Origin of the sequence: Evansella vedderi (assembly GCF_030813435.1) — a bacterium.
Classification (GTDB): domain Bacteria; phylum Bacillota; class Bacilli; order Bacillales; family Salisediminibacteriaceae; genus Evansella; species Evansella vedderi.
Genome location: NZ_JAUSUG010000020.1, coordinates 12,747 through 29,278 on the forward strand (window position 1 = coordinate 12,747; position 16,532 = coordinate 29,278).

At 36.1% G+C, this 16,532-nt stretch carries 17 protein-coding genes; 13 read left to right on the forward strand and 4 right to left on the reverse strand.

Annotated features, from left to right (window positions below):
• The first annotated feature begins 100 nt into the window (after nucleotides 1-100).
• The 11 genes from J2S74_RS20695 to J2S74_RS20745 all read left to right on the forward strand — a co-directional run bounded on the left by J2S74_RS20695 (nucleotide 101) and on the right by J2S74_RS20745 (nucleotide 13,142).
• The gene (locus J2S74_RS20695) at nucleotides 101-925 is read left to right on the forward strand and encodes a hypothetical protein (protein ID WP_307329499.1); all 825 of its coding nucleotides are present in this window, start codon (nucleotides 101-103) and stop codon (nucleotides 923-925) included.
• Between the two features lie 86 nt (nucleotides 926-1,011).
• Nucleotides 1,012-2,337 (forward strand): Na+/H+ antiporter NhaC family protein, encoded by a 1,326-nt coding sequence (locus J2S74_RS20700; protein WP_307329501.1) that lies wholly within the window; start codon nucleotides 1,012-1,014, stop codon nucleotides 2,335-2,337.
• 20 nt (nucleotides 2,338-2,357) lie between these two features.
• Nucleotides 2,358-3,302 (forward strand): D-2-hydroxyacid dehydrogenase, encoded by a 945-nt coding sequence (locus tag J2S74_RS20705; protein ID WP_307329503.1) that lies wholly within the window; start codon nucleotides 2,358-2,360, stop codon nucleotides 3,300-3,302.
• A gap of 199 nt (nucleotides 3,303-3,501) precedes the next feature.
• A complete protein-coding gene (locus tag J2S74_RS20710) occupies nucleotides 3,502-4,668 on the forward strand; it encodes an NAD(P)/FAD-dependent oxidoreductase (protein WP_307329504.1) in 1,167 nt (388 codons plus the stop codon).
• A gap of 160 nt (nucleotides 4,669-4,828) precedes the next feature.
• Nucleotides 4,829-5,821 carry a DUF3231 family protein gene (locus J2S74_RS20715; RefSeq protein WP_307329505.1) on the forward strand — a complete coding sequence of 331 codons (993 nt, stop codon included), beginning with the start codon at nucleotides 4,829-4,831 and terminating at the stop codon, nucleotides 5,819-5,821.
• Between the two features lie 317 nt (nucleotides 5,822-6,138).
• The gene (locus tag J2S74_RS20720; RefSeq protein WP_307329506.1) at nucleotides 6,139-6,264 is read left to right on the forward strand and encodes a hypothetical protein; all 126 of its coding nucleotides are present in this window, start codon (nucleotides 6,139-6,141) and stop codon (nucleotides 6,262-6,264) included.
• On the forward strand, nucleotides 6,261-6,953 hold the full coding sequence (locus J2S74_RS20725) for a response regulator transcription factor (protein WP_307329508.1): 693 nt from the start codon (nucleotides 6,261-6,263) through the stop codon (nucleotides 6,951-6,953). The genes J2S74_RS20720 and J2S74_RS20725 overlap by 4 nt, the downstream gene beginning before the upstream one ends.
• Nucleotides 6,946-8,343, forward strand: a complete 1,398-nt coding sequence (locus tag J2S74_RS20730) for a sensor histidine kinase (RefSeq protein WP_307329511.1) — start codon at nucleotides 6,946-6,948, stop codon at nucleotides 8,341-8,343. The genes J2S74_RS20725 and J2S74_RS20730 overlap by 8 nt, the downstream gene beginning before the upstream one ends.
• A 234-nt stretch (nucleotides 8,344-8,577) precedes the next feature.
• Entirely contained in the window at nucleotides 8,578-9,048 is a 471-nt protein-coding gene (locus J2S74_RS20735; RefSeq protein WP_307329512.1) for a MarR family winged helix-turn-helix transcriptional regulator, read from the forward strand.
• Entirely contained in the window at nucleotides 9,045-12,497 is a 3,453-nt protein-coding gene (locus tag J2S74_RS20740; protein WP_307329513.1) for an efflux RND transporter permease subunit, read from the forward strand. The genes J2S74_RS20735 and J2S74_RS20740 overlap by 4 nt, the downstream gene beginning before the upstream one ends.
• Before the next feature lie 390 nt (nucleotides 12,498-12,887).
• Nucleotides 12,888-13,142 (forward strand): hypothetical protein, encoded by a 255-nt coding sequence (locus J2S74_RS20745; protein ID WP_307329515.1) that lies wholly within the window; start codon nucleotides 12,888-12,890, stop codon nucleotides 13,140-13,142.
• Nucleotides 13,143-13,309: 167 nt separating this feature from the next.
• Here J2S74_RS20745 and J2S74_RS20750 read toward each other — a convergent pair whose 3' ends face one another.
• Both J2S74_RS20750 and J2S74_RS20755 read right to left on the reverse strand, forming a co-directional pair.
• Nucleotides 13,310-14,008 (reverse strand): L-2-amino-thiazoline-4-carboxylic acid hydrolase, encoded by a 699-nt coding sequence (locus J2S74_RS20750; RefSeq protein ID WP_307329517.1) that lies wholly within the window; start codon nucleotides 14,006-14,008, stop codon nucleotides 13,310-13,312.
• Between the two features lie 186 nt (nucleotides 14,009-14,194).
• Complete coding sequence (locus J2S74_RS20755; protein WP_307329519.1) at nucleotides 14,195-14,608, reverse strand: hypothetical protein; 414 nt, start codon at nucleotides 14,606-14,608, stop codon at nucleotides 14,195-14,197.
• A 254-nt stretch (nucleotides 14,609-14,862) separates the two neighbouring features.
• Here J2S74_RS20755 and J2S74_RS20760 point away from each other — a divergent pair, with 254 nt between their 5' ends.
• Together J2S74_RS20760 and J2S74_RS20765 are read left to right on the forward strand one after the other, a co-directional pair.
• On the forward strand, nucleotides 14,863-15,015 hold the full coding sequence (locus J2S74_RS20760) for a DUF1287 domain-containing protein (RefSeq protein WP_307329521.1): 153 nt from the start codon (nucleotides 14,863-14,865) through the stop codon (nucleotides 15,013-15,015).
• Between the two features lie 25 nt (nucleotides 15,016-15,040).
• Nucleotides 15,041-15,691: a pentapeptide repeat-containing protein gene (locus tag J2S74_RS20765; RefSeq protein ID WP_307329524.1), complete on the forward strand. Its 651-nt coding sequence runs from the start codon at nucleotides 15,041-15,043 to the stop codon at nucleotides 15,689-15,691.
• Nucleotides 15,692-15,794: 103 nt separating this feature from the next.
• On the opposite strand, the gene J2S74_RS20770 is transcribed toward J2S74_RS20765, so the two are convergent.
• Together J2S74_RS20770 and J2S74_RS20775 are read right to left on the reverse strand one after the other, a co-directional pair.
• Nucleotides 15,795-16,124 carry a hypothetical protein gene (locus J2S74_RS20770; RefSeq protein ID WP_307329527.1) on the reverse strand — a complete coding sequence of 110 codons (330 nt, stop codon included), beginning with the start codon at nucleotides 16,122-16,124 and terminating at the stop codon, nucleotides 15,795-15,797.
• Complete coding sequence (locus J2S74_RS20775) at nucleotides 16,111-16,524, reverse strand: hypothetical protein (protein WP_307329528.1); 414 nt, start codon at nucleotides 16,522-16,524, stop codon at nucleotides 16,111-16,113. The genes J2S74_RS20770 and J2S74_RS20775 overlap by 14 nt, the downstream gene beginning before the upstream one ends.
• Nucleotides 16,525-16,532 lie beyond the last annotated feature (8 nt).

Consider the following 16,532-nt stretch of genomic DNA (forward strand, 5'->3'; position numbering starts at 1 on the left):
TTATGTTAAGACATGGAAATGACCTTGCCTTTTATACAACTAGAAACGGACTAGTGTGTAATTATTCTTCAAAATACGAATAGTCAAGGGAGAGGGTGAAATGAAAGGAAAAGGGCTTTCTATTATACTCTTTTTTATTATCGTGTTAGGTTGTACCCCCGATGATCAAGATACTGTGAAAAATATTATTGAAGGGAAAAATATAGGAGCTAGCTATTCTATGAATCTCTTAACCATCTTTGTAGAAGATAATGTAGCTGGTGACAACTTAATTAGAGTTAATCCAATCCGTTTTGACGCGTCTGAATACGAAGTAGAAGCTTATAAAATAATTGTCACAAAGGAAACAAAGATTATTCTGGATGAAACTGGGGAGGAAATTTCATTTACTGATTCCAATTTAGCTTCTAAGCGTGTAAATTCCGTAGAAGTTAAGGTAGAGGAGGATTTTACAAGGGAGGTTTCTCATAATCGGCATAACTACATTACGTTTGATAGGGGATTCCTCCCAATCTATCGAGCGAAAGAAATACGTATTTTACCAAACCCTGTCGAAAATTTTCTGTATTTTATGACAACTTTTATTCCTTACCCACATGAAGATGGGTACGCTGTTTTTCTTGCTGGTGATCCTAATAGTGAGGAAGTGCAATTCTTTGATTTTTATCAAGCAAATCAAGCCTTAAATACTTTCCAAACATCCTCCAGAAGGATTAGTTTAATTAATAGTAATCAATATATGATACACAGCAATGATCTTGGCAGAGGGGCTACATTACAATATTTAATTGATGAGTTTGAGCTTCCGGAGGAATATTCTGCACAGCATTTATATTTTGTATTTAACCATGGTGGTTTAGTAACTCATACGACGGATTGGGAGGAAGTGCTTCAGTACTTTCAAGCTAAGTACATATATAATTAATATTAATAGCGATTTTTATCCCCCTTTTCCGTCCTTACTCCCTGAATCTGTTATAATTAATCGGGAGTAGTAAAGGGGGATATTATATGACAACTAGATTTTCCCTACAAGAAGTTATCCTAATTTTTACCGTAACCATAGCTTGTCTAATGGTTGCTATTTCTTTTGATTGGCCTCTTTTTCTTGCAATGATTCCAGGACTTCTTTTACTTTCCTACACAGGAATGAAACATGGATATAAAGGAAGGGACTTTCTCCAATCTTCAATGGAGGGATTAAGGAGAAACAGGAACGTTGCATGGTTATTATTTTACATTGGAATACTGCTGCCAACCTGGCATTTCTCCAATACGATAAATGATGTAAATGCCCTTTTCCTTTCTTTCATATCTCCCGCGTTCTTTTTTACAATAGCGTTTCTAATTGCTGTGATGATGTCTATGATTGTTGGTTCTGCTATTGCTACATTAAGTATCGTTGGAGTTCCAATGATGGCAGCAGGGGAACAGCTGGGGTTACCAGTTGCAGTGGTTGCAGGTGCTCTAGTATCAGGTGGATTTGTTGGAGATCGTTCCTCACCTATTTCCAGCTCCTTTCAGCTTTTACGAATGTCCACGGAAATAGACACCCGCACTCATTTTCGAACGATAGCTCCAACGATGATAGCTGGGATTATTATTACATCTACGCTATTTCTTGTTTTAGACTTTATCATTCCAAAAAGTAATTCCGCCCCTATTACTACGTTCCCTTCTCAAGATTTACAGTTTGGATCTATATTAATATCCTTGTTGCCACCACTAGTGCTTCTATTAATGATCCTTTTAGGGCAAGAAATGAAGTTATCCTTTACGCTGGGCATCGGAACAGGGGTTATTATTCTATTGGTACGTGGGATTGGAATAAGTGAATGGTTGGAAGGTCTTATTTATGGAGTTGCCTCCTTAAATGGTGTTCTAGATATGCTTCCATTTGTATTTTTTATCTTAATTGTTGGGGCCTATTGCCAGATCATGGAGGATACAAGAATGGCTCAACCTTACATAGAAAAGATTTTCACAAACAGGAATTCTTTAAAGAAAAATACAGCAAAATCCATAGGTGTAGCAGCGGGAATATCTTTGATTTCACCAAATCAATCGTTCCCAATCATTTTAACTGCCAGAACCCTTCTTCCTTTTTGGAATTTACACTTTTCGAAACAGCATTTGTCCCGGATCCTAGCAGATTCTACTGTAATGTTTGCTGGGCTAGTTCCATGGAGCTTATTGGCCATCCTTTGCAGTACAATTCTAGGGGTACCAGTACTTAGCTATGGGCCATTTGCCATTTTTCTTCTTGCTATGCCACTCATTACGTGGATTTATTCCACTGTTGTGACGGAGCGGGAGCCAATGAAAAAAGCAGGATAAATCAACGAGGAGAGATATTTATGGAAATAAAACATATTTTGATTGTCAGTCCCATGCACAAGGAGATAGAGGCCTTATTAAAAACAAAGAATGTACCGATGGATAAGGAATTTCGTTTCCACACGGAGGAAACAGTGACAGAACAAGACTATGATTGGGCTGATACCTTTGTTTCTTTCAAACGTCCAGCAAATTTTAGGTTCGGAAATATTAAGTGGGTTCACTCCTTTGGTGCTGGAGTAGATAAAATAATGAAGAATATTCAGTGGAAAGAAGATGTATTGTTAACAAGGACGATCTGTTCCTTCGGGGAAAAAATAAGTGAATACGCCTTAAGTCATTTATTAAGGGATCTTCAGAATCATGATAAATATACGGATATGCAAGAAAATAAAATATGGAAAGAAGTAGCTCCAATACCAATGAAGGAAAAAAAGGTCGTTGTTTTTGGTACAGGTGTGATTGGTCAAGAGGTTGCCAGAAGCCTTTCCTTTTTTGGTGTAAACGTGTATGGAGTATCCTTAAGTGGTAAACAAAAGGAGTATTTTAAAGAAGTTTATTCGTCTGAAGGGGAGGGTTATTATCAAGCGATATCCGCTGCTGACTATGTAATAAATACCATGCCTTTAACGAAAATAACGGAAGGTATCTTTAATCGAGCTTTCTTTAACGCTTTAGAAAATGCTTTTTTTATTAATGTAGGCCGTGGGGAATCGGTTGATAATGGGGCCCTTCTTGAAGCCTTGGACAAAGGGCGTGTAAGAAAGGCTGTTTTAGATGTATTTCCTGAGGAACCATTACCAAAAGAGGATGTCTTTTGGACTCACCCTAAAGTGATGGTGACACCACATATCTCTGCTCTCACAACAGCAGAAGATGGATTAGATTGCTTCTTAGATACATTAACAAATATAGAAAATGATAATGAAATTCCAAATTTAGTTGATTTAAAGAAGGGATTTTAATTTTACTAAAAGGGGAACGCTGCTTAAGCAGCGTTCCCCTTAGTGTTGTAATTATAGGATAAATAGCACTAACTACTTTTTAGATTCTAAAAATAAAGTTACAAACCATTAATCTTTTGTTTTTTATCAATAGGACTTATTTTGGGAGCATATATTTTAAAAAATATTTTAAACCTTTTTCAAAGAAGAGGTGATTATGTTGAATACCAAACCACTCTTTGACGTTATTGTTGTCGGTGCTGGTCCTGCAGGTAGTACTTTGTCAGCCCAATTAGGTAAAAAAGGTTTTAAAGTTCTTCTTTTAGATAAAGCAGAGTTCCCTAGGTATAAAGTTTGTGGAGGGGGGATAACGTTACGAGCAGCAAGTATGCTTCGTTTAGATGTAAAGTCTGTCATCCGTGATAAAATCACACAAATAGAATTTAAACATGATGGTAAGGACTCGCATTGTCATAAAAGTGATTTTCCATTTATTTATACAGTTATGAGAGACGAATTTGATAATTTACTTGTTAACGAGGCAATTAAAGCAGGAGTTCAATTCCTTCCGTCTACTCTTGTTCGTAAAGTGGAGCTTTTTAATGAAAAAGTATGCGTGTCCACTAATAAGGAAAGTTATTATGGTAAATTTGTTGTGGGTTCCGATGGTGTTAATAGCGTGGTTGCTAAACAACTAAATTTAATGAATGAACGTGAGGCTTTTCTGGCACTAGAATATGAGTTATTGACGAAACCGGAAGCTCTACAAAAGCATAAAGGAAAAATTTCTATTGATTATGGAATTGTTCCAGATGGTTATTCATGGATTTTTCCAAAAAATGAACATTTATCTGTTGGTATTATTGGAAATTCCAAGGATGGAAAGCTTTTGCAAAGAAAATTATCCGAATATATGGAAAGAGAACAACTTTCAGGATCGTTTTTAAGTCAAAAAGGTTTTTTCGTTTCAAAGGGAGGGAATAGTTTACAAATTACAAAAGGACGAGGGGCTTTGGTTGGTGATGCGGCAGGATTGGTTGACCCTCTTGCTGGAGAGGGGATTTATTATGCAATATGGAGCGCAAAAATCTTAGGTGAAGTCTTACAAATCAACTTGAAACATAATGAAAAAAATCTATTATTTTATCAAGAAAGAGTGGAACAAGAAATTAATGTTGAATTAAAATTACTACAAAGAATTTCTAAGCTTTTTTATTCCAATTCGTACTTCCTTCATAGACAGTTTGTAAAACGACCTGTATTCTTTAAACAATTTGTTCGTGTAACAGCTAATGAAATATCTTACTTGGATTATTATAAAAAATACCGGAAAAGAATTTGGTATTGGGAGACTATATCTCGGTTTATCTCACGGTTGAATCGATAAATGTTACTTTCTTTTTTCTTAGGCGGAACAACTAACTAATTGTGTTAGCTGTTCCGTCTATTTTTTTGGGATTTATGTACTTATTGTAATTTACAAAATCATAATTATTTATCTTGTGTAAATAATAACTTTATTAAAAAGATGTTAGGGGATGAGTGTTTTGGAGGTAAGTAAAATTGATTTTACAGCTGCGGAAATGGGCTACTTGTGGCATATATACCGTGCACAAGGGATGAATTACTGTATATTAACATATTTTGATTCTATTTGTGAGGATAATGAAATAAAGGAATTAATTAGAAGTAATATGGAGGTAAGCGAAAAGTATTTGAGGGAGATAGAGACCATTTTTAGCAAGAATGACTTCCCAATTCCTATTGGTTTTACTGTTGAATCAGATGTGAACTTTACGGGAGAACGTTTATATACTGATCCATTAATATTATTTTATCAGTGGTTTGTTGCAAAGGGGAACCTAAACTTTGGTTCTATTGCCATAAATACGATAGCTAGAGATGATGTGTTTTACTTTTTTGATGGCTATATATCCGATTCACTGAAGTTTCTTAATCATTCTCGAAGGTTATTACTTGAAAAAGGATTATGGATAAGAGCACCATATATTCCACAACCAACTAAAGTTGAATTTGTGAAAAAAGAAAGCTTTTTAAATGGCTGGTTTGGGGATACAAGACCATTGATAGGTGTTGAGATAGCTAGTCTCTTTTATAATATAATTACTAATACCCTTGGAGAAAGTTTTTTGACTAGTTTTATTCAAGTTACCGATAGGACAGATGTTAAAAATTATTTTATCAGGGGTAAGGAAATAGCAATGAAACATATGGAAATATTATCTAAGACCCTTAAGGAAGAGGAACTCCCAGCACCTTCCACATGGAATTCTGGAATTACAGCTTCCACAGCTGCTCCCTTTTCTGAAAAACTGATGTTAAGCTTAGTTACCTTTTTAAACTCGCAAGGTTTGAGTAATTATGGAATAGCAGCTTCCACGTCTGCAAGGACTGATATAGGAATCAACTTTAACCGTTTGGCAGCAGAGGTCGCCAAGTTTGCAGAAGATGGAACCTCTTTGTTGATAGAGAATGGATGGATGGAAGCCCCACCACATGCTCCGAAACGTAGAAAATAACTATATATAGCTAGGTTAAACCGTATTATATTTAACTCTTAGTAGGAGAAATATATACGGTTTTTTCCAGTGATGTTCTGAAGTGTGTTCATCCTGTGTTCATATTCTCATGTTAATTTTGTTGTAGATCCCTATGTAATTAAAATTTACACCATGGAGCATGAAAATATTAGTCTGCATTGGAATGAGTGAAGGTCCGTGAGGTTAACTGTCTCTTCCTCTGCAAGATTGTACTTTATAAAAGGATGAGGTTCGAAGGTTGGATGATAAAAATGTATTTATGTTTCTTAAAAAGTAATAAGAAGGGAGTGATACCTTTGACAAGAGTAAATGGAAAAAGAAAAGAAGGTGTTAAGGAAATAGTTAATAACCTTCAAAAGGAAGGGATCGATGCGGAAGTTTGTACTAGAATGGAGTCCGAGGAAGAGCAGGTGGAATCATGAAATCAATAAAAGTTCTAGTTATAGAGGATGATCCAAATATTTGTGATTTATTACAGCTGTATCTTTACAAAGAGGGCTACTCTGTTGTTACAGCATTAGATGGTGAAGAGGGACTGGCTCAGTACTATGATGAAAATCCAGATTTTATTATATTAGACATTATGCTTCCAAAGATGGATGGTTGGGAAGTGTGTAAAGAAATTAGAAAGGATCGTAACATTCCTATAATTATGATAACAGGAAAAGGGGAGAGTTACGATCGAATTAAGGGCCTTGATCTTGGGGCAGATGATTATATTGTTAAACCTTTTGACCCGAAAGAAGTTATTGCAAGAATGAAAGCCGTTTTGCGAAGGACAAACCTCAGCCATGATGGAATGGAAACAATTGAATTACAGAAGCTTGTTATTAATATGAAGGAATATAAGATCTATCGTAATGGAAATGAAATTACCCTTCCTCCTAAGGAATTGGAACTCTTACATTATCTAGTCTCACAGCCCAATCAAGTGTTTACTCGTCAACAATTGTTAGATCAAATTTGGGGATACGATTATGATGGAGACTATCGAACAATAGACGTTCATATAAAGAGAATTCGGGAAAAAATTGGGGAAGAATCTCCTTATTGGTCGTTAAAAACCATTAGAGGTGTTGGGTATAAATTTGAGGTGAATGTAAGTGCGTAAGCTTCAATTTCGTAGTCTTTTTAGTAAATTATTTTCTACCTATCTCGTTATTCTTTTTATTTCCTTTATAGTTATTGGTGTTGTAGTAAATACCTTAGTACAAAATGAACTCATTAATCGAAATCATAATGCATTTGATCATCAGAGGGAGCAGTTGATGCAATATTTTGAATTAGCGTCACTGGAGGATTGGGATGAAGATATATTTCTGTCTTCACTAGAACTTAGTATGAACCAAGAGGATAGGATGATCTTCTTGTTCAATGAGGAAGGGCAAATTAAATATAATACAGACTTATTCCAACAATACGCTCCTGAAAGGCATATTTTTGAAAATGCATTAAGTGGTGATGAATTTTCAAGAAGGTTAAACTACAATGATCAAATTATTTACGTTATGGCAGCGCCAATTGAATTAGCGACAGAAGAGAATGAAACTCATACGATGCTAATGATTTTCAATGAATTCGATACGCAATCAAAGAAGCTTACTTTTATTATTAATATGACCATTCTAATAGCAATCATTATTGCAGGTATTATCATCTATTTTACATCAAAGAAAATAACGTCTCCGTTAAGGGAGATGAATGACAGTGCCCTTCAATTTGCGAAGGGAGACTTTGAGAATCGGGTTCAAATAAAAACAAGAGATGAAATTGGCCAACTAGGTAAGACATTTAATTATATGGCAAAAGAATTGGGGAGCATTGATCAAATGAGAAAGGATTTTGTAGCTAACGTTTCTCATGACTTACGTTCTCCTTTAACGTCAATTCGAGGTTTTTTAGGGGCTTTAATGGATGGAACAATCCCTAAGGAGCAACAATCAAAATACTTTTCGATTATGAAAAATGAGACGGAACGACTTATGAAGCTTGTAGAAGACTTATTAGATATGGCAAAACTTGAGGGTGGGCAAATAGAAATAATGCCAGTACCATATAACCTAACAGAACAAATTCGTTTAGTTATTGCTCGAATGGAACCTACCCTCTCCAGTAAATGTATTGATATTGAACTATTGTCAGTAGAAGGGGACGTAATGGTAAAGGCGGATCCGAACCGAATTGATCAAGTCCTTGTTAATTTACTTCAAAATGCCATTCAGTTTTCTGAGAAGAATAGCAAAGTTGAAGTAATGATTGAAAAGGAGTCGAACCTAGCTAAAATTAGTATTCGAGATTTCGGTTTAGGAATGAGTGAAGAAGATCTGAAATATGTTTGGGAACGATTTTATAAAAAAGAAAAGGCAAGGTCGAATAAAGGTGGTACTGGAATAGGTTTATCAATTGTAAAGCATATTATCGATTTGCATGATACCTCCATTGAGGTGGAGAGTAAGCTAAATAAAGGTACAACGATTATTTTTACATTACCACTTGAATAACCCCATTAATAAGGGACATCCATTTATTTTTAAGGTTGTTTTGAGGATATATTGGCTTGGATACGCTACTAAGAAATACAGCCAACGTATAAAATGGAAGTCCCCTTCTTCATCTTCTGTTCATATTCCCATGTTATCTTTTTTAAGAAACTTAATTATTAATTATATGAATAGTTAAGAATATTAAGTGTTAATATTCTTAACTATTTTATATTGATAGGGAGGCGGGGTGTTATGGAAAGAGACAACATCATGAAGGAGCTAGAGGATATTCTTCTAGATATTAACCTACTTTTGAGAAATAAATTAGGAAATCAAGTAACTGCTGAGTTTGAAGAGAAATTGTTTACCCTTTCCCCAAATCAACAAACACTTTTATTTTTAGTAGGGGAAAAAGGGATTAAACATGTGAAGGACTTATCCAGTTTCTTAAATGTTTCCGCTAGTGCCATCAGTCAGATGGTAGCTAAGCTGGAAGGGATGGGAATTTTAAAACGAACCATCGATGTACAAAATCGTAGAAGCACCATTATAGAAGTAGGTCCAAAGGGAGAAGAGCTACTAGCTGAAATGAATAAAATTAAATCAACCATTTTCAGTAAATATTTATCAAAAATGGAGGAACAAGATTTAATTGCTTTTAAAGATAGTCTTACTAAGTTTTTTCATATTATTGTTACGGAAAGCAAGGAGGATCCTGAGTGAACATAACGAAGTTTTCCATTAAAAGACCTGTTTTTACGATGGTTACCATGATTTTATTTCTTTTACTTGGTACTATTTCCTTAACCAATATTCCATTAAAGTTAATGCCGGATATCGATCCACCTATTGGGGCTGTTGTAACGAGTTATCCAAATGCCGGACCGGAGGAAGTGCTGGATAAAGTTTCACGTCCCTTGGAAAATAGCTTAGCTACAGTTCCAGGGTTAAATAATATAAGTTCCATCTCTATGGAGGGGGCCTCCATGACCATTCTGGAGTTTTCCTGGGCTACGTCTATTGATGATGTGGAAAATGATATTATAAGTCGGATGAATCAAGCGCCCCTTCCTTCAGAGGCGAACTCTCCACAATTTCTAAAATTTGATCCATCACAGTTCCCGATTATTCAATTGACCTTATCGTCCGATGAAGAGAATTTTAATGAGTTGGTAGCAGATTTAGAAAATGAATTATTGAAAATTAATGGAATTGCCTCTATCGATATTACTGGGCAAGCAGTGGATGAAATTGTTGTAAAGCTTGATCAATATGCCCTTGAAGACTATGGACTAGATCAATCCGATGTTGTAAATATGATTCAAGCACACAATGTTACCTCTCCTGGTGGTATTGTTCAGAGTGGTCATTTGCAGTATACCACACGAGTTTTATTTGAAATGACGGGTATCGAGGATATAGAATCCATTGTATTAACTATCGATCCAGCAACAGGGGATGAAATCACCGTTGCAGATATTGCAAGTGTAGAGCTGGTACCGGAAAGTTCAGCGGCCATTACGAGAACGAACCAAGAACCGTCTATAATGATGAGTGTTCAGCAGCAATCAGACGCTAACTTAGCACAGGTCTCTACAGCGTTTAATGAAAGATTGGATGAATTACTTACTCAAAATAAATATAGGGATATAGAAGCGGCTGTATTATTTGACCAAGGGGAATATGTACAGGAAGCAATTTCAAGTGTTTCCACGGCGTTAATTCTAGGTGGACTATTTGCCATTCTTGTTTTATTCGCATTCTTAAGAAGCTTTAAAACGCCGTTTATTATTGGTATTGCCATACCGTTTTCCGTTATTGTAACGTTTGTACTGTTATACTTCACGAATCTTTCACTAAATATCATGACATTAGGGGGACTTGCCTTAGGAATAGGGATGTTGGTGGATAACTCCATTGTTGTTATTGAAAACATCTATCGTCACTTGTCCATGAGAAAGGATCCGAAGAAAGCAGCTTTTGATGGAACAAAAGAGGTTGGGGGAGCTATTACTGCCTCTACTTTAACCACCATTTCTGTTTTCTTACCTGTGGTCTTTATCTCAGGTATCGTCGGAGATATTTTTATGGAGTTTGCACTAACGGTATCCTTTAGTTTACTAGCATCTTTAGCAGTGGCGTTAACCGTGGTACCAATGATAGCAAGCCGTATTTTAAAGACTCCAAAAGAAAATATCGAGGAGAAACGTCAAAAAGGTGCATTTATCAAAACAATCAGCTCTGCCATTAAGTGGTCATTGAAGCACCGCTTAAGTGTACTATTCATTACTTTCCTCCTCCTTGTGGCCGGAGCGGTTGGTGTTTCTCAAGTAGGAATGGAATTTATTCCTGATACGGATGAAGGATTTTTCCAAATTGAAATCGAGATGGAACGTGGAACGCCAATGGAGGAAACTCTGGCAGCGGTAGAAAGTATTGAGGATGTATTAGACGGAGAAAGGGATATCCTCCACTATGTAAGTACAGTGGGATCTAATGGGGCAGAAGGTGCCATTTTCGGAGGCTCCAGTTCCCATGAAGCAACTATTTTCATTGCTATGGTACCGTTAGGGGAAAGGAATATATCGACTTTAGACTTCGGTGATTCCATACGAAGAAGTGTGGAGCGAGCAGCACCAGATGCGGAAGTGTCCATTCAGCAGCAAGCGATGATGGGTGGCGCACCGAATACAATTACCTTTAATGTTCTTGATTCAGATCCAACAAGAATTGAAGAAGTGGTAACGGAAATTACGGAAGAATTTGAAGACATGAGTGAATTTCATGAGGTTACAAATGATTTAACGGATACCGTTACGGAAATTCAATTCCTTGTGGATGAAGAAGCAGCTAGGGATTATGGATTTGCGCCTGCGCAAATTGCACAAATGCTTAATCAAAAAATGAATGGAGCCTTTGCAACACAAATTGTTACGGATCAGGATTATGTATATGAAGTACATGTCCGTTATGGAGAGGAATTTGTTTCTACTATTGAAGCTGTGGAAGACTTATTACTGAGAACCCCTACGGGTGATTATGTGACGTTAAGTGAAGTGGTGGATGTAGTAGAAGGTCAAGGACCAGTTACCATCAACCGTATTAACCAAGAGGCGGCAGTACAATTTACCCTTCATTATGGAAATCAATATAACTTAGGAGAAATGTCACAGTTAGTTCAGAACACGATTGATGACTTAGATATTCCAAGCGAAACAATCATTTCATATACAGGGGATCAGGAATTAATGGCGGATGCTATGAGTGATCTAACGTTAGCTCTTATTTTGGCCCTTGTGTTTGTTTATTTAGTTCTAGCTGCCCAATTTGAGTCATTTAAGTATCCATTTGTCATTATGTTCAGTGTGCCATTAGTTATTATCGGAGTAGCACTAGGGTTAACAGTAACTTTAACACCTCTTAGTGTTATGGCGTTTATCGGGTTAATTGTTCTCGCTGGTATTGTAGTTAATAACGCTATCGTGCTAGTGGATTATATTAATAAAAAGAAAGAGGGTGGAATGCGCAGCTACGATGCTATTGTCGAAGGGGTAAAGGATCGTGCCCGTCCAATCCTGATGACATCTGTCACAACGATTTTAGGTCTTGTCCCATTAGCACTTGGTATGGGGGAAGGTGCTGAAATTCAGCAGCCTATGGCCATCACTGTAATCGGTGGATTAATTAGTTCTACCTTCCTAACGTTGATCTTTATTCCAGTAATCTATAGTTATTTTGATAAGGAAACTCGCCGTTTAAATAGAAAATATGTGACACCAGATGGACAATTAATTCCAGCTTATTTAATCGATGAGAGTTATTCTAGAAGGGAGACAAGAAAGGAAGGACAATATATTCTCCCTCCGAGAAGTGAAAGAGCCTATGAGGAAAAACAACTCGATAGTTCTGAGTTTTATCGGAAAGTAACAGAGGATGGAGATGAAAATGAACACAAAGAGAACGGTTTTGTAGAAAATGAAATAGTGGATGAAGAATATGATAAGGATCCAATCAATCAGCGGTTCTTGTATGATGAAGAAAATCCACCGTCCCTACCTCCAAGAAGAGAGCGAAAAAAGCGAAATAATATTTCTAGAGATGAATTATTAGATCTTCTTGAGGATGTTATTGAACGAGACAGAGATCGTCGAAAAGGCGACGAAAATAAATAACGATAAACGGATGAGGCTGGGACATAACTAAATTGTCTAATCGGAAATACGAACAATGCACTACTTTAGCGAGGTATATTTCCGAAGCGGGTAGATTGCACCTACATCTAGTTTGTTCGGATTTCTTATTAGTAAAAATACTTTTGTCCCAGCCTCAATTATTCGTCGCGTGAAAGAGAGTTGTTACTTTTCCCGCTGGAGTCACCGTCTTTCGCTTCTCCAAGCTTTTTTAAAAAAGGCAACAAAGTTTGCGCAAACAACCTTTATAAAAACATTCATTTTAAACTAATAACGATGGGATTTGACAATTATTGCACAGGAAATATTTTAGAAGGAAACATATAGAATTAGTAGAAGAAATAATAAAAGAGTAAAAGGGGAGAAGTTTTAATGGGGAGCAATAATAAAGATACTTATTTTCAAAAAAGGGACAGATTAATTAAAAGTCTTCCAGAACCAGAGAGGTCTGTGTATGGCTATTTTCGGCAAGTGGAAAAAGCAAATTTAGAGGAACATGGTAAGCTAGTCGTAAATGGAAAGACACCGATGGATTTAACAGCCGAACACTTTAATATGGAATTACAAGAAACAAAACAATGCTGCCTTAGGGCTGTGAACATTTTAAAGGAATGGACAAAATTATAAGGGAAATAGAAAGTGAGACTGGGACAAAAGTGTTTTTATCAATAAGAAATCCGAACGAAATAGAGATTATAGTTGATGCATATAAAAATCGCTTCGGAAATATACTTCCCTAAGGTAGTACATTGTTCGTATTTCAAGTTAAACACTTTAGTTATGTCCCAGCCTCATTATTTTTCATCTAACTTAAATTTAAATGTACATCGTCCTTCCTTCAGTACATACTCCTCATGTTCAACTTCGAACTTTGGATTGAATCCTTTAGCTACTGCGGGATCGATCATTTCACAATAAAGGATGCCGTATTCATGCATACCATCTTTTGCCCATTGTTCACCAAAAGGACATTTGGTGAAAGTTTGTTCGATTACATTTTCTTTAAAAATGTTTTCAAATTCAAACAGTTCACTGCGCCCCATATCATAATTTGAAAGGTAGTTATCAATGGTATTTTTCTCCCCCATATGTGCTGCTCTATGGGCAATTCCATTTCCACGTTCTTCTCCGAAGGTTCTTACCCCTTCTCTTATTGCATCTTTTCCCTTTTCTCCATAAACATCAACAACAGCTTTCGTTACTTGGGCAAAAAGCTTTGCCATTAAGCTATAGATTGTAAGCCCCTCATATTTATCAATGGAATCATATGAGTCTGGAATGTAATTATCTAATACATGATCTTCTCCTTCTGCGGTTGCCTGTTCCGCAATAGCTTGAGCCTCTTTAAACCCAAATCTTTCAAGCCCTTTTTCTAGTAATCTCTTACCCTCCGCTCCAAAAGAGAGAGTAATAGAACGTTCCATATGTGTAAACAATTTTGTTGTTATTCTATACATAGATAATGGTGGTAAAGGTGTAGTATTGTTTGTCATCATAAACCTCCAGTCATAATTTCGACCTACATATGATTATATCATTTTCTTTGATATTTGTATTTTACGCAGATGAAATAGTATCTATTTCAAAATGATCTTTTTGACTGATGATAGCATTATTGTTATAAAACCAAAAGGGCACGTTCCCCATCAGGGGGCTGTACCTCTTTATTATTGTTATCTTTAACCTTCCACCCATCCTAAATATCGGATTTCTTCCCCACTTACAAAAGCAATATAGATAAGGGCCTGGTCTGTCTCATAGATTTTTGTTCCGACTGGAAGTACAGTTGCCGTCCCGCTTTCAAATTTACTTGCCTCAGTCGTTTGTTTTGTGATTTCTAGGACTTCCTCACCTATGGTAAGAGTGGTGTTCATGACCCAACTTACATCTTCTGCTTGTACATAAACGACATCATCCATTAAAAATAAATCCTCGTCTTTATTTGCAGATAAGACTTCTTCTACAGTTGGATTTTTAATTGTAAATACTTCTTCTAATGTTTCGTTGTTATTGGCAGGGTCACTGTCTAGTCCATTGGTTGAGCATCCTGCTAATAAAGCAAGACAAAGAGTTAATAACATAATATATTTCATGGTAAATCCCCTCCTTTTCTTCATTTGACGGTAAGGGTTAGGAAAAGTCTCAATGTAGAGGATTTTTACAGTTTTTGTAAAAAGAAGTAAATGAAATTACCTGAAACTCGGAAGTTTTTTTAGTTAATGTCCTATTTTAAAAGTAAGTTGTAAGTAAACCTGTAAGATTAATAGTATAATAAGTTTACAAAATGGAAAATTATAGTACTAAGCATTGAGAGTGCACGAAAAGAGAGGAAAAGATAACTTTATTTTTGGAAGGGTTTCATCACGTTGCTATTATATCCGATAAACGGGCCCGGGATGGTACCCCTTATGTTATTCACAATAGTTATCCCTTCGCTTCGGAAGTAAAGTTAACTTCCTTCCGTACACCAATTGCCGGACATTATCGCTGGAACTACTAACTTAGTTAAAAAAGGACGTATATAAATGACCAATCAGAAGAAACAAATCATTCAAGAACCTAAAATTCCACCTGTTCTCCAGGAAATAGAGATAAATACTTTATTACATCAGGAATATTATATTCAAGCTTATCAGATTCATGATTGCACCATTGATGTTGAGATAGAGGAAACTGTTTTCTTTGACAAAATTATTTTTAAGAATGTAACATTTGGTGTAAACAATTTTAGGAACGTAGAGTTTACAGATGTTATTCTGGAAAATTGTGATTTATCCAATGTGGATTTCAGCGATGCTATTTTTCATAGGGTTAAGTTTCTTAACTGTAAACTGATAGGGGCAAATTTATCGGGAGCAACTCTGCGTAATGTTGTTATGGAAGAATGTGTTGGAAAATATTTGTCTTTTGGTTATTCAGACTGCAAGCAAGTAAGATTTCAACATTGTTTACTAGATCATGCGGATTTTTATGAGGGAAAGTTAGTGAAAATGGAATTTGCCACATGCAGCTTAAACGAAGCTAACTTTGCTGGGATAGAGCTAAATGGATTAGATATAAGTAGTTGTTCATTCGACCGAATAGATATCTCTATTGAAAAAATACAAGGTTGCATTGTTTCGAAAGAACAAGCTGTTGGGTTCGCCAAAGCCCTTGGCTTAGTAATCAATGATTAATAAAAATAAGTCCAAAAAGTAGATGCTACTTCTCGGGCTTATTTTTATTACATATTACTTGAGCAATAATAAGAAGGATAATTAAAATACTAATTCCGATCGTTCATGCCCATGCTTCTGGATAATCCTTATAAGTTGGCACCTTTTCCTTTTCCCTTGTTTTAATTTCATCGGAATTTTCACTGTTCTCTTCGGAGCTGGGAGCTTCACTAGTCCTATTTATTGTCTCACCCTTATCTAAAGCAGTTCTTCCTTCAAACTTCTTATTTAGCTTTTCTAAAAGTTCAATAATTTCAGCTAAGGCAACAAAAAATAAGGCAGCAACAAATCCATAAAACCAGTAGCTTAAAACAGTAGGCCACACTAGCGTTTGTGGAGACCTAAACTGAGCTTTTTGAACACCTTTTATAACAGTAACGTTAAATATTTCCACTGATTTTACCCACATCTGGGGAAGGTAATTTAGTCCGTATTATCTTACTACCCTTTCTCAAGAAATAAAAAGCAATCAAGAAGCTTCCTGCTGCTCCGTAAAACAAGGAAGGGTGAGAAAATAAATCCATCAGTAAACCTAAGAAGCCAGGGGCAACGATGGAGGAGGCCATGGAAAATAAGTAATACAGTCCAGTAAAAAATCCTATCCGACTTTTGCCTCCTAAATCAGCCACTAACGGATAAGCTTGAACATTAATGAGGGCCCACGCTACACCACCAATGAAAAGGACAATCTGTAATAAAACTACTTGATTTAATCCTGGTAGGTAGCTACTCAATAGAGGCAGCGAGGGGATACTTATGAAAATTAACGGAAGTAAGACTAACCCCACTAGCATAATCGGTG

Coding starts and splice junctions, on each gene's coding strand:
- J2S74_RS20695 (WP_307329499.1), top strand. CDS start 101: ATGAAAGGAAAAGGGCTTTCTATTATACTCTTTTTTATTATCGTGTTA.
- J2S74_RS20745 (WP_307329515.1), top strand. CDS start 12,888: ATGGGGAGCAATAATAAAGATACTTATTTTCAAAAAAGGGACAGATTA.
- J2S74_RS20725 (WP_307329508.1), top strand. CDS start 6,261: ATGAAATCAATAAAAGTTCTAGTTATAGAGGATGATCCAAATATTTGT.
- J2S74_RS20765 (WP_307329524.1), top strand. CDS start 15,041: ATGACCAATCAGAAGAAACAAATCATTCAAGAACCTAAAATTCCACCT.
- J2S74_RS20750 (WP_307329517.1), bottom strand. CDS start 14,008: ATGACAAACAATACTACACCTTTACCACCATTATCTATGTATAGAATA.
- J2S74_RS20705 (WP_307329503.1), top strand. CDS start 2,358: ATGGAAATAAAACATATTTTGATTGTCAGTCCCATGCACAAGGAGATA.
- J2S74_RS20700 (WP_307329501.1), top strand. CDS start 1,012: ATGACAACTAGATTTTCCCTACAAGAAGTTATCCTAATTTTTACCGTA.
- J2S74_RS20775 (WP_307329528.1), bottom strand. CDS start 16,524: ATGCTAGTGGGGTTAGTCTTACTTCCGTTAATTTTCATAAGTATCCCC.
- J2S74_RS20755 (WP_307329519.1), bottom strand. CDS start 14,608: ATGAAATATATTATGTTATTAACTCTTTGTCTTGCTTTATTAGCAGGA.
- J2S74_RS20735 (WP_307329512.1), top strand. CDS start 8,578: ATGGAAAGAGACAACATCATGAAGGAGCTAGAGGATATTCTTCTAGAT.